General features: G+C 55.3%; 16 protein-coding genes and 1 riboswitch. Of the genes, 7 read left to right on the forward strand and 9 right to left on the reverse strand.

Going from position 1 to position 19,816, the window contains the following annotated elements; all coding sequences use genetic code 11:
* Window positions 1-76: 76 nt before the first annotated feature.
* The 3 genes from ACZ48S_RS02760 to ACZ48S_RS02770 are packed head-to-tail and all read right to left on the reverse strand — an operon-like array spanning window position 77 to window position 7,267.
* Window positions 77-1,195 carry an HD domain-containing phosphohydrolase gene (locus ACZ48S_RS02760; RefSeq protein ID WP_464213836.1) on the reverse strand — a complete coding sequence of 373 codons (1,119 nt, stop codon included), beginning with the start codon at window positions 1,193-1,195 and terminating at the stop codon, window positions 77-79.
* The gene (locus ACZ48S_RS02765) at window positions 1,192-1,572 is read right to left on the reverse strand and encodes a response regulator (protein WP_464213838.1); all 381 of its coding nucleotides are present in this window, start codon (window positions 1,570-1,572) and stop codon (window positions 1,192-1,194) included. Before ACZ48S_RS02765 ends, ACZ48S_RS02760 begins: the two co-directional genes overlap by 4 nt.
* Window positions 1,547-7,267, reverse strand: coding sequence for a PAS domain S-box protein (locus ACZ48S_RS02770; protein WP_464213840.1), 5,721 nt, complete (start codon window positions 7,265-7,267; stop codon window positions 1,547-1,549). Before ACZ48S_RS02770 ends, ACZ48S_RS02765 begins: the two co-directional genes overlap by 26 nt.
* 148 nt (window positions 7,268-7,415) lie before the next feature.
* Between ACZ48S_RS02770 and ACZ48S_RS02775 the strand changes: the two genes are divergently transcribed.
* The 3 genes from ACZ48S_RS02775 to ACZ48S_RS02785 are packed head-to-tail and all read left to right on the forward strand — an operon-like array spanning window position 7,416 to window position 9,983.
* Window positions 7,416-8,060: a uracil-DNA glycosylase gene (locus ACZ48S_RS02775; protein ID WP_464213842.1), complete on the forward strand. Its 645-nt coding sequence runs from the start codon at window positions 7,416-7,418 to the stop codon at window positions 8,058-8,060.
* A gap of 31 nt (window positions 8,061-8,091) precedes the next feature.
* The gene (locus ACZ48S_RS02780) at window positions 8,092-9,729 is read left to right on the forward strand and encodes a ribonuclease J (protein ID WP_464214536.1); all 1,638 of its coding nucleotides are present in this window, start codon (window positions 8,092-8,094) and stop codon (window positions 9,727-9,729) included.
* Between the two features lie 41 nt (window positions 9,730-9,770).
* Window positions 9,771-9,983 carry a hypothetical protein gene (locus ACZ48S_RS02785; RefSeq protein WP_464213845.1) on the forward strand — a complete coding sequence of 71 codons (213 nt, stop codon included), beginning with the start codon at window positions 9,771-9,773 and terminating at the stop codon, window positions 9,981-9,983.
* Between the two features lie 72 nt (window positions 9,984-10,055).
* Here ACZ48S_RS02785 and ACZ48S_RS02790 read toward each other — a convergent pair whose 3' ends face one another.
* From ACZ48S_RS02790 to ACZ48S_RS02800, 3 genes are all read right to left on the reverse strand, one after another.
* Window positions 10,056-10,514 carry an Hsp20/alpha crystallin family protein gene (locus ACZ48S_RS02790; RefSeq protein WP_464213847.1) on the reverse strand — a complete coding sequence of 153 codons (459 nt, stop codon included), beginning with the start codon at window positions 10,512-10,514 and terminating at the stop codon, window positions 10,056-10,058.
* Between the two features lie 242 nt (window positions 10,515-10,756).
* Window positions 10,757-11,254 carry a crossover junction endodeoxyribonuclease RuvC gene (gene ruvC, locus ACZ48S_RS02795; RefSeq protein ID WP_464213848.1) on the reverse strand — a complete coding sequence of 166 codons (498 nt, stop codon included), beginning with the start codon at window positions 11,252-11,254 and terminating at the stop codon, window positions 10,757-10,759.
* Between the two features lies 1 nt (window position 11,255).
* Window positions 11,256-12,008 carry a YebC/PmpR family DNA-binding transcriptional regulator gene (locus tag ACZ48S_RS02800; RefSeq protein ID WP_464213850.1) on the reverse strand — a complete coding sequence of 251 codons (753 nt, stop codon included), beginning with the start codon at window positions 12,006-12,008 and terminating at the stop codon, window positions 11,256-11,258.
* A 126-nt stretch (window positions 12,009-12,134) separates the two neighbouring features.
* On the opposite strand from ACZ48S_RS02800, the gene ACZ48S_RS02805 reads away from it, so the two are divergent.
* Window positions 12,135-14,777, forward strand: a complete 2,643-nt coding sequence (locus ACZ48S_RS02805) for a valine--tRNA ligase (RefSeq protein WP_464213852.1) — start codon at window positions 12,135-12,137, stop codon at window positions 14,775-14,777.
* A 10-nt stretch (window positions 14,778-14,787) separates the two neighbouring features.
* Here the strand turns inward: ACZ48S_RS02805 and ACZ48S_RS02810 are convergent, their stop codons facing one another.
* Window positions 14,788-15,204, reverse strand: coding sequence for a hypothetical protein (locus tag ACZ48S_RS02810; protein WP_464213854.1), 417 nt, complete (start codon window positions 15,202-15,204; stop codon window positions 14,788-14,790).
* Between the two features lie 155 nt (window positions 15,205-15,359).
* On the opposite strand from ACZ48S_RS02810, the gene gatC reads away from it, so the two are divergent.
* Together gatC and gatA are read left to right on the forward strand one after the other, a co-directional pair.
* Window positions 15,360-15,647, forward strand: coding sequence for an Asp-tRNA(Asn)/Glu-tRNA(Gln) amidotransferase subunit GatC (gene gatC, locus ACZ48S_RS02815; protein ID WP_464213856.1), 288 nt, complete (start codon window positions 15,360-15,362; stop codon window positions 15,645-15,647).
* A 68-nt stretch (window positions 15,648-15,715) separates the two neighbouring features.
* On the forward strand, window positions 15,716-17,170 hold the full coding sequence (gatA, locus tag ACZ48S_RS02820) for an Asp-tRNA(Asn)/Glu-tRNA(Gln) amidotransferase subunit GatA (protein WP_464214538.1): 1,455 nt from the start codon (window positions 15,716-15,718) through the stop codon (window positions 17,168-17,170).
* 12 nt (window positions 17,171-17,182) lie between these two features.
* Here gatA and ACZ48S_RS02825 read toward each other — a convergent pair whose 3' ends face one another.
* Both ACZ48S_RS02825 and ACZ48S_RS02830 read right to left on the reverse strand, forming a co-directional pair.
* Window positions 17,183-17,656 carry a nucleoside triphosphate pyrophosphohydrolase family protein gene (locus ACZ48S_RS02825; protein WP_464213858.1) on the reverse strand — a complete coding sequence of 158 codons (474 nt, stop codon included), beginning with the start codon at window positions 17,654-17,656 and terminating at the stop codon, window positions 17,183-17,185.
* A gap of 45 nt (window positions 17,657-17,701) precedes the next feature.
* Window positions 17,702-17,781: riboswitch (ZMP/ZTP riboswitch) on the reverse strand.
* A gap of 77 nt (window positions 17,782-17,858) precedes the next feature.
* Window positions 17,859-18,134, reverse strand: a complete 276-nt coding sequence (locus ACZ48S_RS02830) for a hypothetical protein (protein WP_464213860.1) — start codon at window positions 18,132-18,134, stop codon at window positions 17,859-17,861.
* 394 nt (window positions 18,135-18,528) lie between these two features.
* On the opposite strand from ACZ48S_RS02830, the gene ACZ48S_RS02835 reads away from it, so the two are divergent.
* Window positions 18,529-19,803 carry a double-cubane-cluster-containing anaerobic reductase gene (locus ACZ48S_RS02835; RefSeq protein ID WP_464213862.1) on the forward strand — a complete coding sequence of 425 codons (1,275 nt, stop codon included), beginning with the start codon at window positions 18,529-18,531 and terminating at the stop codon, window positions 19,801-19,803.
* Window positions 19,804-19,816 lie beyond the last annotated feature (13 nt).

Below are 19,816 nucleotides of genomic sequence, written 5' to 3' on the forward strand. Positions count from 1 at the left end.
GCCGCACAAAAGCGCGGCATGGGAATACCCGGCATTATAACAAAAATGGCGGGGGGGATGATAGTGGCTAACGGGTTCAGCCGCTGTTTTCCGCCTCCTGGTATGTCTGGAGGTACTTGCTCTCATGTTCATCCTGGTAATGGTCGCGGATGACCAGGATTTCATCCCAGCAGGAGCCGAAAGCGGCTACGACCGAAGGGTCGAAATGGGTACCGCTGCCTTGCTCAATCATGGCCCTGGCTTCTTCCGGGCTGAAGTCTTTTTTGCGATAGGGGCGTCGGGATGTAAGGGCGTCAAAAACATCGGCGATGGCAGTGACGCGGCCGGGCAGGGGGATATCCGCCCCTTTCAACCCTCGCGGATAGCCGGAACCGTCCCATTTTTCATGGTGGGAAAGGGCGATGGTGGCTCCAAGCCGGATGAATTCAGCATCACTGCCTTCCAGTATCCGGGCGCCGATTTCAGTATGGCGGCGCATGACCACCCATTCAGCGTCAGTCAGGGCGGCCGGCTTGAGCAGGATTTTATCGGGGATGCCGATTTTTCCGATGTCATGCATGGGGGCGGCGTACAGGATGGACTCCACTTCGTCCGACGGCAGGCCCATTTCCAGGGCGACGCGGGAGGCGAAATGGCTCATGCGCTTGATGTGAGCGCCGGTGTCCTCGTCCTTGTATTCAGCGGCGCGCGACAACCGGTAGATGGTATCCAGCGAGGCTGATTTTATCTTTTCAAATGCCCGGCGCAGTTCCTCGGTACGGGCGGAAACTTCCGCCTCAAGCTCTTTCTGGTAGTTGACCAGGTGGTCATTGTAGGCTTTAACCTTAACCAGGGAACCGAGCCGCGCACGGAGTTCGGTGGCGTCCACCGGCTTGGACAGGAAGTCATCAGCGCCGGCTTCCAGGGCTTTGACCCGGTCAGCCACTTCAGAAAGGGCGGTGACCATGACTACCGGGATGCGCGACATTTCCGGGTCCTGCTTGACCGCCCGGACTACGGCGAAGCCGTCAAGGCGGGGCATCATGATATCCAGCAGGATGACATCCGGCTGGACTTGCGGTATTTTATCCAGCGCGTCCTGCCCATCCACGGCCAGGAAAACCTGGTAGCCCAGCGGCAGAAGCATGGCCTGCATCAGGCGCCGGTTGCGGTCCTCATCATCAACCGCCAGGATACGGGCGGGTTTAGCTGTCATTTTTTACCTTTTGGTGAAAGTTTGTCTTCAATGCGGCTCAACAGGTCCTTGATGGCAAAGGGCTTGGTTATATAGTCATCGGCACCCATGGACAGCGCCATTCTCTGGTTCATGTCAAAGCCGACGGCGGTAACCATGATTACCGGGGTGTTTTTGAGTTCCTCAGACTGACGGATGACTTCCAGGGCGGTATAGCCGTCCATCTCCGGCATCATGATATCCAGCAATATCAGGTCCGGATTGTGTTTCTGGGCTTGTTTGACGCCCTCCCGGCCGTTTTCAGCGGTGATTACCTTGTACCCGGCCTTGGAAGCAACGGCGTCGATGAGTTTCAGCTGTAACGGGTCGTCATCAACGGCCAGGATGGTCTTTTTCATTTTTCCTCCGGTGTTTCTTCTGTTTCAGCGGCAGGGTGAAGCTGAACTTGCTGCCCCGGTTACGGCCTTCGCTCTCCACCCAGACGCGCCCGCCATGCAGTTCCACGATGCTCCTGGCCAGGGACAGGCCCAGGCCGGTGCCGGGGGTTTTGTCGGTTATCTGGTTTTTAACCTGGTAGAAGCCTTCAAATATTTTTTCCTGGTGCTCCGGCTCAATGCCGATGCCGGTATCAGCCACGCTGATGACTATATCCTGTTTGCCGGCGGACGCCGCGCCCAGGGTGATAGCCCCGCCGTCAGGAGTGAACTTGGCGGCGTTAGACAGCAGGTTAAATATTACCTGCCGGACGCGCCTTTCATCAAGCTCAAGCTCCAGAGATTCCAGCTCCGGCGCCACCTCCAGCCGCAAATCAATGTTATGCACCCGGGCTTTTTCTCGGATAACCATCATGCTGTGCTCCAGCATTTCCTTGAGTGGAGTGGGTTTTAATTCAAGTTCAACTTTGCCGGATTCCACCTTGGACAGGTCCAGTATATCATTTATGAGGGACAGCAGGTGCTGCCCGCTGGTGAGGATATCATTCATGTACTCGCTCTGCTGGGCGTTGAGCTTGCCGAAATATTCTTCCTGGAGAACCTGGGAGAAGCCGATGATGGCATTGAGCGGGGTGCGCAGTTCATGGGACATACTGGCCAGCATGTCGCTCTTGGCCTTGCTGGACATTTCCGCCGCCCTGGCCTCCGACTCCAGCTGCAGTGACTGCTTGTGCAGGGTGATGTCAACAATATAGCCGCGGATGTGGCGGCTGGCGGTGTCATAGAGGACATAGACCTCATAGACATTATTGCCGATGACAACATCAAACATGACCCACTGGTCGGGGAGTCCCGGCAGGTAGGACAGGGTAGCCAGCATAGCCCGCACCAGGGGATGGTCATGGGTGTTGCGGGTTATTTCCGGGAAAACCTGCCTGGTGGATGGGTTGAGATAGGTCAGTTCGCCTTCAAGGGAAACCTCGATGATGGGAATGGGGGAAAACAGGGGGAACGATGCCAGGCGCTGCAGCTCGTGTTCGGTCTGCTTGCGTTCGGTGATATCGGTAACGAAGGCCATGTAACGATTCGGACCAATCTTGACGGCGTTCATATAAATCCAGAATCGTCTATCATCTTTTTTCCGGGCGAGGAATTCGCCTTCAAAATGCCCCTTTTCCTTAAGTTCTTCAAAAATACGCAGCCCTTCATCCAGGTGCTCCGGGGCGGTAAAATCAGCAATCGAAAGATTCAGCAATTCCATCCTGGAATATCCGGAAATATCGCAGGCGGCAGGGTTGACTTCAACATAATTTCCGTTTTCATCTACGACAAAAATCCCAACCGGGCTTTTATCCGTGTAAGTCCTGAACTTTTTCTCGCTTTCCTGGAGCTTGGCCTCTTCTTGTCTGCGCCTGGTAATATCTTTAAAAACCACCACGGCGCCGGTAACTTTCCCCTGCTCATCATGGGTGGGAGTACTGGTATATTCCACGGGGAAGCTGGTTCCGTTTTTATGCCAAAACACCTCGTTGCTGACGTAATTTACGCTATCGGCAGCGTAGGAATTATAGATGAGGCACTCTTCTTCCGGATATGGTGAGCCATCCGGGTAACTATGGTGGATGAGTTCATGCTGATTCTGACCGATGAACTCCTGCGGTTCGTAGCCGGTCAGAGTACTGGCGACAGGGTTGATAAAAGTTGAGAGGCCTTCAAGGTCAACACCGAAAATTCCCTCCCCCGCGGAATCCAGGATCATTTGCTGGTGGCGCTGCAGATTTTTTACCGCGGTTTCAGTTTGCTTGCGTTGAATAGCGAAACTTATATGAGCGGCGATAGTTTGAGCCAGTTGGATTTCATCTTCGGTGAACCGGTGAGGCTTGCCATAATAAACCATGAATTTACCGAGGAGTTTTCCATCGTCACTCAGGGTTAAAGGGAAAAAGCCCAGAGATTTTATATCTTCCGCGGTGATTGCCGGTTCAAGATCGGCAAGTGAAGGTTCCCTGGCGATATCATAAACAAGATATGGTTCCGGGTTATTATCAGACTGAGTCCAGGGAGAATGGCCCTCGGTAACAGCCCGATACTTTTCAGATAGGCCTCGCCAGGCTTTGAAGCGCATTGTCCCGGTGGAATCAAAGGTTAGTAATGAGGCTTTTTCCGCTTCAAGCGTATCAATAACAATATCAATGGCTGTCTGGAATATTTCATCAAGGTCCCGGGCTTTATTAAGTGATGAAGTCAGCCGATAAATGGATTGCTGGCGTTTCTCGGCCAATTTTCTCTTGGTTATGTCCTGGACAGTACCGGACATCTTCAGGGCTTGACCGGATTGGTCGAAGACTACTTCCGCCTGTTCAGCAACATACCGGATTGATTTATCAGGCAGCATCACCCGGTGTTCAATATTATATGGTTTGCGCTTCTCCAGCGCATCATTAACCGCCTGATTAACCTCTCTCCGGTCTTCAGGGTGGACAAAGCTAATAAACTTTTTATATCCGGGCTTGAACTGCTGTGGTTTCAGGCTGAAAATACGGTAGATTTCATCCGACCAGTACAGGCTGCCGCCGGGAATATCCCATTCCCAGTTGCCGATGTGAGCGATACGCTGGGCATCAAGCAGACTTTCCCGGCTTGCTTCAAGTTCCTGTTCTGTATTCTTGCGCTGGGTGATGTCCTGGGCGACACCGATAAAGCCGGTGAATTCACCGTCAGCGTCCCGCAGGACGGAAGTCTTGATATTGACCCAGACCCGGCGGCCGTCCTTGCGCCGGCCCAGCCATTCACCGACGTAATCCCTGCCCTTGACGATAGCGTCCAGGTCAGCCTGGAATTGGCTCATATCCTGGTCCGGGTAAAGTTCCGTCGGCGACTTGCCCATCATTTCCCGCGCGGTATAGCCGAATATAGCTTCGGCGCCCTGGTTCCAGTAGGTGATAAGGCCCTGGTTGTCCGTAACAATGACGCTGTCACGGACATTTACCAGAATATTGGCATGGAAGAATTCTTCCTCCAGGAGGTAGTGGGCATGGATGATATTGGCCAGGGTATCGGCGACCGATTTAAGGAAGCGGTCTTCCTCCGGGTCACGCCGGTGCTCCGGCTCCAGGTATATGGTGAATACTCCCAGTACTTTTTCCCCATGCCTGATGGGGACGCAGTAGTGGCCGTGAGGCAGGGCTTTTTCGCGGACGTTTTCAATGCGGGTATCGTTTCCGGCGAAAACAACCGACTGCTCCTGGGCAGCCCGGCCGCAGAGGCACTGGCCGAAAGGCACTTTCTGGCAGAACTCTTTAATTTCATCGGTCTGACCATGGCGGGCTACCAGCTTCAGATAGGGCGGGTCGCCTTCGGTAAGGAAGATAGCGCCGCGGTTATCGGCGGCGAGCCAGGGAAGGGACAGGATCAAGCCCAGGGCGTCATCCAGGATTTCCGTCAGCGTACCCGGCCGCAGCGAGCGGCCCAGCAGGCTGCTGATGACATGCTGCAGTTCATAGTTGCGCTGGAGGGCCTGCTCCGCCTGCTGCCGTTTCTCCGTGTTATTATGGGCTTCCAGAATGTTGCCGGTCGTCAGTATCAAAGGCTCCAGGTAATCAATATCTTTCTGAGAATAGCCTTCCGGCCGGTTGGCAACGGCGATAACGCCGATTATCCGGCCGCGGATGGCGACCGGCAGGCCCAGGAAGGAAGTGATTTCCGGATGCCCCGGGAATACCGGGCGGCGCCACGGAAGTTCAGCCGGATTGTTGGACAACACGGGTCGGCCGGTGTCCAGAACAGCGCCGAGTATGGTATCCGGGTCACGGAACTCCATGTCCCGGGCTTTAGCCGCTACCTGACTACTGAAGCCGGCTTTATCATGGGCTACGGCGCGGACTTTCAGATAAGGGGCGGATTCTTTTTCGGAAACAGCCTCGGTGATGACACCCAACCGGCTGCCGGTTATCTTTATGACTTCATCAATCAGCGACTGGAACAGAGCTGACGGGTCAGCTTCAGTGATATAACGGTTCTGAGCCTGGCTGACGGCCTTTATCAGGCGGTGGGACTGCTCCAGTTCCCGGGCGGACTGCAGGCGTTCCAGTTCGGTTCCGGCGCGGTCTGCGAAAACCCGCAGCATTGATTCAGCCAGCTTCGGTTCCCGCAGGGGAGCGCTGTCCATGACAACTATAATGCCGATGACCTCTTCAGACTGGTTACGCAGCGGCACTCCCATGTAGCTCTGGATATTCATTTGCTGCAGCATGAGGTCATCCGGGAAATCATGCTGGACATGTTCGGTATAGAGACAGACACGGTCCCGGGAAACCAACCGGCAGGGAGTGCTTTCCAGGTTATAGGTGAAATTTTCCCCGAACTCATCCCCTGACCAGAAGCTCAGGGTCCTGACCTGGTCCGGCTGGTCACCGGTCAGCCGGCCGACAAAGGCATAGCTGACGTCAAGCCCCTGGGCCAGGTTTTTAACCAGGGAGTGGAAGAAGGCTTCCCCGGTATCCCGGGCGGTGCTTTTAATGATTGAATTGAGCGCTGACTCGGCATGTTTGCGGCTGGAGATATCGCCCATGCTGCCCAGCATGCGGTAGGCGCGCCCGTCGGCGTCGGACAGGAAGCGACCGGTTTCACCGATGTGAATATAGGAGCCGTCCTTGCGGCGGAAACGGTATTCCATGTCAAAAACAGCGCAATCCCGGCGGCTCTGTTCCAATGCCCGCAGGGTGGATTCACGGTCATCCGGGTGAACCATGTCTTCCCAGGCCTTGATATCGACAGCGGCGAATTCTTCAGGAGTGTAGCCGGTGATGATTTCAACGGCGCCCTGCCAGTATATTTTTCCGGACAGGACATCATAGTCATAGATTAGTTTGCCGGTCTGCTCCGCGGTTACGCGGTAGCGCTCCTCACTTTCAATAACCCGGGCTTCCGCCTGCTTGCGCTGGCTGATGTCATGGCCGATGAGCTGAACCGCTGGAGCGCCCGAATAGTAAACCGAGTGGCCGGCTATTTCCACCTCAATTTCAGCGCCGTCAAAGCGGAGCAGCTTTTCCTCAAGTACCGGCACGATGGTTCCAGCCTGGAGCACCTCGTGGATGCGGGATTCTATCCGGGGCCACTCCGCCGGCGGAATGAAATCAGACACCTGGCGGTGGTAGAAATCAGACCGGCTGGAGGCCCCCAAAAGTTCAACCGCGGCCTGGTTGGCGTATTTGATTTTTTCAGCGTCAAATATGAGCACCATGTAGGGCAGGTTTTCCAGCAGGTCGCGGTACTGTTGTTCCGACTGTCTCAAGCGGCTGCCGGATTGCTGGTTGTTGATTATCAGCCGGCAGATGACCCAGGCGGCGCCGACAATCAGCAGGAGTTCCAGGAGGTAAAACAGGGAATTTTGCTGCGTCAGGTGGAGATAGGCGTCCCAGGCCAGGGCCGGGATGCCGACCAGGGTTACAGCGATGCCGGTGCGCCCGCCGAAGTACCAGGCGGCCAGGGCGACGCTGCCCAGGTAGAGAATGCGCTGCAGGGAGAGCAGCACCATGTCCCAGCCTTCACTGAAGTTAAATAAAGGAACTTCATGCAGCGACAGAAGATACAGCAGGGCTACGGCGGTAACCAGATACCAGGCGAAGCGGTTTTTTCTTAAAGTTCTCTTAGTTGTCAAAGCTGCAGTTCCCCGTGGCCGAGACTAACTTGGATAATCCTAAAACATCATGAAGTCAATATCAAATCAGGGGGCTTCCATTGACTCAGGTAAGGGCTAGTGTTAATATGCCTTTGAATGATGCTTCAACGTGTTGCCGGGATAGAAAATGGCTGATGCCGCCGCGCTTGAGGCGGTAGCCGCCGAAATAAGCCGGTGCCGAGGCTGCGGCCTGGCGGAAGCGCGCACCTGCGCTGTACCGGGCGAGGGCAGTCCGGAGGCGGAGATAATGTTTATCGGCGAGGCGCCGGGTTTCAACGAAGACCGCACCGGACGACCGTTCTGCGGGGCGGCGGGGCAGTTTCTGACGCAGCTGATTGAGTCAATAGGCCTTAAACGGGAAGACGTATATATAGCCAATATTATAAAATGCCGGCCGCCGGGCAACCGTGACCCGCTGCCGGAGGAAATAGCGTCCTGCAAGACCTGGCTGGACCGGCAATTGGAGATAATAAAACCGAAAATAATAGTAACACTGGGCCGCTTCTCACTGGGCCGCTTTTTCCCGGGCATGACTATCAGCCGTGTTCACGGCCAGTCAAAGAAATGCGGTGATTATACCTGTTTTGCCATGTATCATCCGGCGGCGGCGCTGCACCAGGGCAATTTAAGAGCAATTATTATGGCCGATATGGCCAAATTACCGAAATTACTTGAGGAAATAAAACAAAGTGAACAATCAACCCCAAAACAAACCCCGGCGGCGGAACCAGCCGTCCGGCAGCTCGACCTCTTCGGCTCATCCCAAGGCTAAGGGGAACACGCCCAAGGGCGGCAAACTCCGGCTGATTCCCCTGGGCGGCCTGGGTGAAATAGGCAAAAACATGATGGTGATGGAATACGGCAACGACATCATCGTCATTGACTGCGGCCTGATGTTTCCGGAAGAGGATATGCCCGGTGTTGACCTGGTGATACCGGATGTCAGCTACCTGGTGGAAAACAAGGACAAGGTACGCGGTATTATTATTACCCATGGTCATGAAGACCATATCGGGGCGCTGCCCTATGTGCTGCCCCACCTGGACGCGCCGATTTACTGCGCGCCGCTGCCTCACGGGCTGATCAGCGTCAAGCTCAAGGAGGCCAGGGTAAAGACCAACAACGAAGTCATAGAGATCAAGGCCGGGGATACCATCAAGCTGGGAGTGTTCAGCATCGAATTCGTGGCCATGTGCCATTCAATACCCGATGCAGCCGGCCTGATTATCCGCACGCCGCTGGGCACTATCGTTCATTCCGGCGATTTCAAGCTGGACTACACCCCGGTGGACGGCAAGCCTTCCAACCTGGCCCGCCTGGCCCAGGTTGGGGCTGAAGGAGTTATGCTGCTGCTGGCTGATTCGACCCATGTAGAGATACCCGGCTATACACCGTCCGAAAGAGTAGTGGGAGAGACGATTTCCGCTATCATGTCCACCGCCAAGGGCCGGGTGCTGGTGACGACTTTTGCCTCGCTGGTGGCCCGCATTCAGCAGGTGATGGACGCGGCGGTTCAGTTCAACCGCAAGGTGTTTATTGCCGGCCGGGGCATGAAGGAAATTGTAAAGATGGCGCTGCGGCTGGGTTACATCAAGGCGCCTGACGGACTTATCGGCGAGCTTTCCGAGATGAACCGGCTGCCGCCCAACCGGGTGGCGCTGATTACCACCGGTTCCCAGGGCGAGCCGACTTCGGCCATGGTTCGCATCGCCAACCGGGAGCACCGCGAGGTGCAGATCAAAAAGGGCGACACGGTTATTATTTCAGCTTCGCCCATACCGGGCAACGAGTCCGTGGTGGCTAAAACTATCGACAGCCTGTTCAAACAGGGAGCCCAGGTTTATTACGACCGAGTTGCCAAGGTTCATGTCCACGGCCACGCGGCCCAGGAAGAGCTGCGGCTGCTGCAGAGTTTGATAAGGCCGAAGTATTTTATACCGGTGCACGGTGAGTATCGGCACCTGAAGCTGCATTCGCAGCTGGCGGAGCAGATGGGGGTGCCGGGCGAGAATGTATTCACCCTGCAGGACGGCGACATCCTGGAGCTGACGGCCAACGGCGGTAAAATTGTGGGACATGTACCGGCGGGCAATGTGTATGTCGATGGTATTTCGGTGGGTGATATCAATGGAGTAGTGCTGCGCAACCGCAAGATGCTGGCCCAGGACGGGATAGTGGTGGCTATTGTGACCCTGGACGCTGAATCCGGACACCTGGCGGTGAAGCCGGACATTGTTTCCCGGGGTTTTGTTGACCCGGATACCGGCAAAGGGATTTTGGACGGCAGCCGGGACCTGGTTACAAAGATGTTTGAACAGGAAGCGCAGCGGGTATCGGATTCCGCGGTTATTTCCAACCGGGTGCGCGATTTGCTTTCCCGGTATTATTATGAACAGACACGGCGGCGGCCGATGGTGCTGCCGGTGCTGGTTACTGTCTAGACCGGTTTTTGCGCCGGACCAATCGCAGGAGGAATACTGTAATGACCGGAGGTGACAAGGTGCTGAAAACTCTGCTGGGAGTGATGTGCGGCATTATCGGGGTGTTGATCCTGACCGGCATCGTACTGGAAGTTGAATATTTGGCATGGGCGCAAGACAGCTTTATTGCCCAGGTATTTGTAGCCCTGGTGGGCCTGGCGATGATTCACATCGGTTACAGGCTGATAACTTCAGTCTGGACGGAAAAGAAATAAAGCTGCGGCAATAAAAAGAAACAGGAGCGCTGAATAGACGCTCCTGTTATTTTTTTCGGGAGTCAGGGGGATTTACTTGGATTCGATGGTCTTGGGCTTGTCCTTTTCCACCGCGACCTTGATTTGCTTCTTCTTTTTCTCTTCAGCGGTGGGCAGGGTTACGGTCAGGATGCCGTCGGCATAAACCGGCTTGATCTTGTCGGTGTCAACCGTATCCGGCAGGGACAAGGCCCGGTAGAAGGTGCCCCAGGCGCGCTCGCGAACCAGGTAACCGCCCTCATCAACCTCTTTGTCTTCTGAACTCTGGCCCCGGAGGGTGAGTACATTGTTTTCCACCGAAACTTCAATGTCATCCGGCTTTACCCCGGGCAGGGATGCCTTGACAATAATCTCATCCCCCTTGCGGGCGACATCAATCGGTATGTTCCAATGTTCCGCCTCATCCGGCAGGTTGAAGCCGCGCCACAACCTGTTCAAGGCCCGGTCCATCTGTCTGAATTCCTGGAATGGATCCCATCTTTGCAGTGCCATATTTGTACCTCCTTTTTGTTTTTTATAATGTTTCAGATGATGTTTGGCTAACAATCATCTTCGATTAATATAATAACAAACTTAACAAAAAATATCAAGAAAGTTCAAAAGAAATGGCAGCAATTCAGGGTAAATGAGCGGTGTCAGCCGCGATGTGAATTAGCTATAATCTCCATGGGGCGCAACGGGATGACGGTATATGTCCAGTGTAGCGGCGGGAGTTAAGGATGGAGTAAATCCGGTCAGACGCCGCGGTCAACAACCGCGGAAATCTGGCGCTCCTGGACGTGGCACAGGGCGCAGGCCAGGGCGTCGGCAGCGTCGGGGGTGGCCGGCGGTTCGGTGATGTTAAGCTGCAGCATGACCATGCGGCTTACCTGGTCCTTGGCGGAAGCGCCGAAGCCGGTTATATGCGACTTGATGCGAGCCGGGGGGTATTCAAAAACCTCCAGCCCGGCGTTGGCCGCGGCCAGGATGGCAACGGCCTGGGCTTTGCCGATGGCCAGCGCTGAACGGGCATTTTCCGAGAAAAAGGGGGTTTCCACGGCGGCGCAGCCGGGTTTATAGGAGCTGATGACTTTTTCCAGTTCCGAATAGAGATGTTTGAGCCTTTCCGGCATGGAGAGTTTGGCGGAGCAGTTGATAGTGCCGCAAGTGACATAAAGTACCGCTGAGCCTTCAGCGTCTATGATGCCGTAGCCCAGGTGCCGGGTGCCGGGGTCAATGCCCATGATTCTCATGCTAACCGGCCTGGAATTTCTCGACTACCGCCGGGTCAAAGTCCGCGTTGGAATAGACGTTCTGTACGTCATCCATTTCTTCCAGCCAGGTCAGCAGTTTCAGTACCTGCAGGGCGGTGGGCTCGTCAAGTTCAACCAGGGTCTTGGGCTGCATCTCAATGCCGGAATTTTCTATTTCCAGACCCTTGGCTTCCACCGCCTGGCGCACTGCTTCCAGCTGTTCCGGGGCGGTCAGGACTTCCAGGTATTCGTCCTGGGGTTTGACGTCTTCAGCGCCGGCATCGATGACCTCAAGGGTGAGTTCATCAGCGTCAGCACTGCCGATATTTACGGCGATGCTGCCCCGGGGGTCGAAAATCCAGGCGACGCATCCGGCCTCGCCCATGGAGCCGCCGCTCTTGGAAAAGAAGTGGCGGACTTCCTGGATGGTGCGGTTGCGGTTATCGGTAACCGCCTGTACCAGCACCGCCACTCCGCCGGGACCATAGCCTTCAAGGGTCAGTTCCAGCAGGCTTTCGCCCTCAAGCTGGCCGCTGCCTTTCTTGATGGCGCGCTCAATGTTGTCGTTGGGCATGCTGGCGTCCTTGGCCTTCTGCACCGCCAGCCGCAGCCTGGCGTTCATGGCCGGGTCCGGGCCGCCTTCCTTGGCCGCCAGGATAATCTCTCGCGAAAGCTTGGTGAAAAGCTGCCCCCTCTTGGCATCGGCGGCGCCCTTCTGGTGTTTAATGGTAGCCCATTTTGAATGTCCGGACATATATTTTCTCCTTGCGGGTAAAGTTCTGGCGGGGTTATTCTAGCACGTTTTAGCCGGTTAGCTGAAAGGCGGTTACTAAAGATGATAGAATAGACCATTATTCACTGCAACAAGGAATTTGCTGTTATGACCGAAGCACCCAATCCCGGATTGCCGAAGGCTTACGAACCCTCACAGGTGGAAGACAAGTGGTATCGATTCTGGATGGAGCGGGGGTATTTTAAGCCCCGGACCGATTCTGAGCAGGAACCCTTTACCATCATAATGCCGCCGCCGAACGTAACAGGAGAACTGCACCTGGGCCATGCCCTGACGGCTACCCTGGAAGACATCATGACCCGCTGGCATCGGATGAAAGGAGCGCCAGCGCTCTGGCTGCCGGGGGTGGACCACGCGGGCATCGCGGCGCAGGTAGTAGTGGAGCGGATGCTGGCCAAGGAAAACAAGACCAAATATGACCTGGGCCGGGAAGCTTTTACCGCGCGAATGTGGCAGTGGGCTAATTCCTGCCGTGATACCATCCGCTCGCAGCACATGCGGCTGGGCGCTTCCTGCGACTGGGACAGGGAAGTGTTCACCCTGGATGACGGCCCTTCCAAGGCGGTGCGCACTACTTTCAAAAGCCTGTATGACCAGGGTCTGATTTATCGCGGCGAACGCATCATCAACTGGTGCCCACGCTGTCATACGGCTATATCCGACCTGGAAGTTGATCATAAAGACCTTTCCGGGCACCTGTGGCATATCAAATATCCGCTGCTGGATGAACCGGATAAATATGTTATCGTGGCTACCACCCGCCCGGAGACGATGCTGGGCGACACCGCGGTGGCGGTTAATCCCGATGATGAGCGCTATAAAGCACTGGTAGGCGGTAAGCTGAAGCTGCCGCTGATGGAGCGGGAAATACCGATTGTGGCCGATGACATCGTGGATATGAGCTTCGGCTCCGGAGCGGTTAAAACCACACCTGCCCATGACCAAACCGATTTTGACATTGCACAGCGGCACGGTCTGCCGCTGGTAAATATCTTTGACCAGGACGCGAAGATGAACGATAATGCCGGCCGTTTTGCCGGTATGGACCGTTATACCGCCCGCAAGCTGGTAGTTGAGGAGCTGGATAAACTGGGACTGCTGGTCCGGGTAGAGGATTACGGGCATTCGGTGGGTCACTGCCAACGCTGCGCTACGGTAGCCGAGCCTACCGCTTCCCACCAATGGTTCGTCAAGATGGCGCCACTGGCCGAGCCGGCTATCGCTGCGGTCAAGAATGGTGAAATACAGATTTTGCCGGAGCGTTTTACCAGGGTGTATCTCAACTGGCTGGAAAACATCCGTGACTGGTGCATTTCCCGGCAGTTGTGGTGGGGGCACCGCATACCGGTGTGGTACTGTGAGGAATGCGGCCAGACGATTGTCAGCATAGAAACGCCGGCTGCCTGTCCGGGCTGCCGCTCGTCAAAGCTGGAGCAGGACCCGGATGTGCTGGACACCTGGTTTTCCTCGGGTTTGTGGCCGCATTCGACGCTTGGATGGCCGGATGATACCGACGACCTGCGACGCTTCTATCCCACCAGCGTCATGGAAACCGGCTATGACATTTTATTTTTCTGGGTAGCCCGCATGATTACCATGGGGCTGCACAACACCGGCAAGGTCCCCTTCCGCACCGTTTACCTGCACGGGCTTATTCGTGATGAAAAGGGTGAAAAAATGAGCAAGGTCAAGGGCAATGTGCTTAATCCGCTGGCCCTTATCGATCAGTATGGCACCGACGCCCTGCGCTTCGGCATTACCACCGGCAATTCACCCGGCAACGATATCAAGCTGTCGCTCAACCGGCTGGAAGCTGGACGCAACTTTGCCAACAAGCTGTTCAATGCTGCCCGATTTGTGATCGGCTACCTGGATAAATCCGATATCAGCCCGGTGGAGATGAAAAATCTGCCGGCGGAAGACCGCTGGATACTGTCACGGCTGGCCCGCGCTACCGGTCAGGTAGAAGATTTCATGGGGGACTTCCAGTTCGGCGAGGCGGAGCGGACGATTCATGACTTCGTCTGGGGCGAGTTCTGTGACTGGTATATTGAGATGGTCAAGGGTCGACTGCAGTCCGGAGAAGGCCTTTCACCACTGCCGGTGCTGCTGAAGGTGCTGGACAATTCGCTGCGGCTGCTGCATCCTTTCATGCCTTTTGTGACCGAGGAAATATGGCAGCACCTGCGGCCATATCTGCCGGGAGTGCCGGATTCAATTATGATTGCCGAGTATCCCCAGGCTGAGCGCGAAGTTGAAGACGCCACCGCTGAGGATTTCATCGGGGGACTGACCGAAGTAGTCAAGGCCATCCGCAACGTTCGGGCTGAACATAAAGTTGAAGCCGGGCGCTGGATAGCGGCGGAGCTTCACGCCGGGCCGAAAGCAAAGGAACTGGAGCCTTACCGCGGGGTAATTGAAATGCTGTCCCGTGCCCGACCGCTGTCGGTAATCAGCGACCGTATCCAGGCGGAAAGCGATGATGAAAAACTGGTGCTGGTGCTCAAGGACGCTGAACTGGTGCTGCCGCTGTCCGGCATGATTGACCGGCAGGCTGAAGCCGCCCGTGCCGCCAAGGAACTGGCTGAGGTGGAGTCACAGGTAGAGAGGCTGTCTGCCATGCTCAGCAAGGAGTCCTTTGTGTCTAAAGCGCCGGAAAAAGTGGTGGCCAAGGAACGAGCTAAGCTGGAAGCGCTGCGGGACAAACTGAAAAGGCTGAAAGGCGGCTAGCAGGGGTTCTTCAACCGACTGCTGAGGATTTAGCCGGGATTTTCGAGTCCCGGTAGATGATGGCGCTGCCGCCTATTATCAATAGATTACTCACCCAGTGAAATATTAAGCTAATCGTTAAGCCGGTCCTGGCCAGGATATGCTCGACATTCATCAGTATCGTTATCAGGTTGAAAATCAAGAAAAAACTGAAAAGTATAAGGCTGATCAGGCTGCCGGCGCGGGGCTTCTTATGAACAAAAAAGATTACCAGCGCCATCAAAATTAACATTGAGATTAAGCCGGCCAGCGGGACCATAAGAAATGATTCGGGGAGCTGGCCTTCAAGCGTAATGAGCCTGACCAAATTGAAGGCGCTCCGGAATATCATAATACCGAATCCGGCTATAATCAGCAGCAGTCCGAGGCGTTTCTGGTTGCTGGTCATTGATTCAAATAATCTCCTGTTGAACAACTTAATTATAGCACCAGGCAGCAACCACATCGGCCGGATATATTATTGTCAATTTTCAGCAGTCAGTTAGCACCGGGGGAAACAGGCGTTTTTGCCCGCTTCGGCCGCTGATGCTATAATCCAGCGATATGGAACTTTCCAGAGAAGAAGTACTGCACATCGCCCGACTGGCTCGGCTGGGCATCGGAGACGAAGAAGTGGACCGTCTCCAGGGGGAGCTGTCCGATATTCTGGGCCACTTTACGGAACTGCAGCAGGTTAATACGGATGGTGTATTACCGACCGCGCATACGGTAGCCCAGAGCAACGTCATGGGTTGCGACGAGGCGGAGCCGTCGCTGCCGGTTGACGAAGTGCTGGCCAACGTGCCCGACTGTGAAGGCCGGTTTATCCGCATCCGGCCGGTGATGGAATAGCAAACAGCATTACCGCGAATACTGAATAGAGTTAAATTGCATCAGGCAAATAAGGAAAAAACTTGTCAATAGACGTCAGTAAGCTCACCATAGTTGAAGCCGGAAAGCTGCTCCGGGATAAAGAGTTGTCATCGGTTGAACTGACCGGCGCCTATCTTAAGCGTATTGAGGCAGTTGAGCCCAGGGTTCAGGCCCTGATGACGGTTACAGCTGAAGCGGCAACGGCACAAGCTCAAGAAGCCGACCGGGCTATCGACCGCGGTGATGCCGCAGCGATGACCGGTATTCCGGTCGTATTGAAGGATGTACTCTGTACAAAAGGCATCCGCACTACCTGCTCATCTAAAATGCTGGAAAACTTCGTGCCGCCGTATGACGCCGGCGTGGTGGAGCGTTTGCGCGCCCGTGGCGCGGTTATTATCGCCAAGGCCAACATGGACGAGTTCGCCATGGGGTCATCAACGGAAAATTCGGCCTTTTTCACTACGCATAATCCTTGGGATCTCAAAAGAGTACCCGGCGGTTCCAGCGGCGGCTCAGCGGCCGCGGTTTCAGCCGGTGAAACCCCGGCAGCGCTGGGATCTGATACCGGAGGCAGCATCCGCCAGCCGGCCAGTTTCTGTTCCGTTACCGGCCTGAAACCGACTTACGGGCTGGTTTCCCGCTACGGGCTGGTGGCTTTCGGCTCATCACTGGACCAGGTGGGACCGCTGACCCAGGACGTGGCTGACGCGGCGGTGATGCTTAACGCTATTGCCGGTTATGACTCCCGGGATTCAACTTCGGTGCCGCAGCCGGAGACAGACTATTACGGCTGCCTGGACGGCCAGGTCAAAGGCCTGCGCCTGGGGGTGCCCAAGGAGTATTTCGGCCAGGGAGTAACACCGGAAGTTTCCGCCGCGGTTACCGAAGCGCTTAAAGTTTATGAACAAATGGGCTGCACCGTCGAGGAATGCTCCCTGCCGACTACCGGCTACGCGCTGGCGGTTTATTATATTATCGCTCCTTCCGAGGCTTCGGCCAACCTGGCTCGCTATGACGGGGTGAAGTACGGCTTTTCCTGCCAGGATGCCGGCAGCATGTGGGAAGCCATGGAGAAGACCCGCGGCATTGGTTTCGGACCGGAAGTCAAGCGGCGCATAATGCTGGGCACCTACGCCCTTTCAGCCGGATACTATGACGCCTGGTATGTGAAAGCACAGAAAGTGCGCACCGTTATCCGGCGGGAGTTTGACGCGGCTTTCGAGAAATATGATGCCCTGATCACGCCGACGGCGCCGACGGTGCCGTTCAATATCGGTGAAAAAGCGGCAGATCCGTTCTCCATGTACCTGTCGGATATCTGCACCATTCCGGTTAACATCGCCGGGCTGCCCGGCATGTCATTGCAGGCCGGGTTCGCAGATGGACTGCCGGTCGGCATGCAGATTATCGCCAAGCCGTTCGCCGAGAAAACCATTCTCAACCTGGGTTACGCTTTTCAGCAATCCACCGACTGGCATCGGCGACGGCCGCAGCTTTAATCCGGCGCCATTTCAGGCGTTATCGCTTTGGTATAAACCCTTGGTCTTATTCTGCTGGATAATGCGGTAAAACTCACCGTTGACGTCAGCGCCTTTTTCCTTCAGTACCCGTTCGGTCATTTCAACGGCATGAGCCAGGTCCAGGAACTCGTGCAGCCACTTATTATAATCCTCAGGGTTTTTTCGGTAAGCCTCGGTGAACTCAGTGTATTCCTCCGATATCTTGGCGAACTGGTGGGCCGGGGTGAAATGGCCGCGAATACGGGGGAACTTGAAAATCTCCTTTACAGCGCTGAAGTGGCGCTGGAAAATGTATTTGTCGACATACCAGAAGACGGTGGCCAGGATAAACTGGTTGAGCAGGAAGGCGGGGAAAGTGGCGATACCGAGCTGGTCAGCCAGCAGCACCTGCACCAGCGCTCCGGCAATTCCGGACAGCAGAATCCAGCGTCCGAAGACGTACACAAACCATTCCCTGGAAAACATGAGTTATCTCCTTTCCGCCGGGCAGAAAATAAAAAGACCGCCCGAGCATGGTGCCCAGGCGGTCGGCTTCGGCCTAATCGCGCTCCCTGTGGTGAACTCCACTTCCGCCAGTCGCGCGACAGCTTATTATACTACACTATATGATTGAGACAGCCGGCTGTCAAACATTTTCTGACCGGATATATCCGGCGGTCAGTTAATTTTAGCCGTATCTGTCAACGATGGCCTCGGCGTAGAATCCGGCCCATTCCGCCTCAGGCGCCCGAAGCGAGCGCTCTTTTTCCAGAAGCGGCAGGAGAGCGGCTAGGTCATCAGCGGTTAAGCTGACCGCCAGTTTGCCGGCCAGTTCCGGTTCCAGTTTCTCCGCGTACCACCTGGCCCAGTCAGCGTCCCGGCCGTTGACCATGATGAAGGCGCGATGGTGCGCGTTGCCCACCCGGCGCAGTGATTCGGTTACTTCTTGAAGCAACTTATCCATGATTACATTATAACGCGAGGATGGCGGCAGCCAAAATTTCTCCTGCTACGGTAAGTACTAATACTTTTGACCGATAGCAATCAGGTGCAGTATAATCGTTGAAATTTCAACCAGCCTGGGAGGAGGTGATAAGTATGTCCAGAGTACCTTTCCATCGCCGTACCTGACGGAGTGGACTGACGGCGCGGGTACCGCGCCACGGGACTGCTTGTACCTCCATTCCGCCGGGATGATCGTGATTTAGACGGTTAACTATTTTTTGTTCAATTTAGCGGCCGGAGGCTACTCGGCCGCTTTTTTGCGGGTGTTTTGGCCCGCAGCTTGAGTCCGGTCGGCAGTCCTGCTCGAAAAGCATTTATCTCCCCGGTAAAAAAACTTCGAGAGGAAACTGCAAGTGACATTAAGCGATAATGAAAAGATGTGGTCGGAACTTGGGATTGACCTGGATTCCCATGGTCAGTTGATGAACGCCTTAGGACCGATTTACCAGGAAATTTATCTCAGCCAGCCGAACCGCCCGCAGGGAATGGGTTTTTATGATTTCGTGGTTGGTGATATTCACGGCATCAGGGTCAAGGAACTGCGGGAGCACGCCAAGGAAGGCGGCAAAGTAGTAGCCACTTATTGTGTTTTTGTGCCTGAAGAATTCTGCTGGGCAGCCGGAGCCATCCCGGTCAGCCTGTGCGCCGGTACCCAGTTTTCCATTCCGGCGGCCGAAGAAGTGCTGCCGCGCAATACCTGCGCCCTGATCAAATCTTCATACGGCTTCAAACTGGGACGGCTGTGTCCCTATGTCCAGGTGAGTCATTTAATTGTGGGAGAGACCACCTGTGACGGCAAGAAAAAAATGTTTGAAATGCTGGCCGAGCAGCAGCCGGTTTATGTGATGGAAGTGCCCAATAAGCGGGGCGAGGCCGGTCGCACGCTGTGGCAGCGGGAAGTCAGGGATTTCAAGGCCAGGATCGAAGAGCTGACCGGAAATGAAATTACCATGGATAATTTATCTACAGCGATAAAAAAGGTCAACGCCCGACGCCGTCAGTTCCGGCGGTTGTCCGAACTGCGGGGGGCCGACCCGGCGCCGATATCCGGCAAGGACGCGCTGCTGGCAACCCAGATTTCCATGTATGACGATGTTGAGCGCCAGACCCAGATGATCACCGCGCTTAACGACGAACTGGAAGAGCGCGTCAAAAAAGGGGAAGGCGCGGTACCCAAAGGCGCCAAAAGGATCCTGATATCCGGTTCCCCCATGGCTATTCCCAACTGGAAGCTGCATCATATTGTAGAAAGCTCAGGGGCGGTTATCGTCGGCGAAGAATCCTGTACCGGTTCGCGTTTCTATAATGAACTGGTGCCTGAGGGCGCGGGCAGCCTTGATGAGATGATTACCGCCCTGGCCGAGCGTTATCTGAAAACCAACTGCGCCTGTTTTACGCCCAATTGTGAGCGAACGGAAGATATAGTTCGCATGGCCGGGGAGTTAAAGGCTGACGGTGTGATTCACTACAATCTGCAGTTCTGTCATACCTATGCCAACGAAGCCATACAGGTGGACCGGGCACTGGAGCAGGCCGGAATACCGCTTCTGCGGGTGGAGACCGATTATTCCGATGAGGATACCGGTCAGCTCAAGACGCGAGTTGACGCTTTCCTGGAGATGCTTTAGCAGCTGTCAGTCA

This window comes from Dehalogenimonas sp. NIT-SK1, from assembly GCF_055384165.1.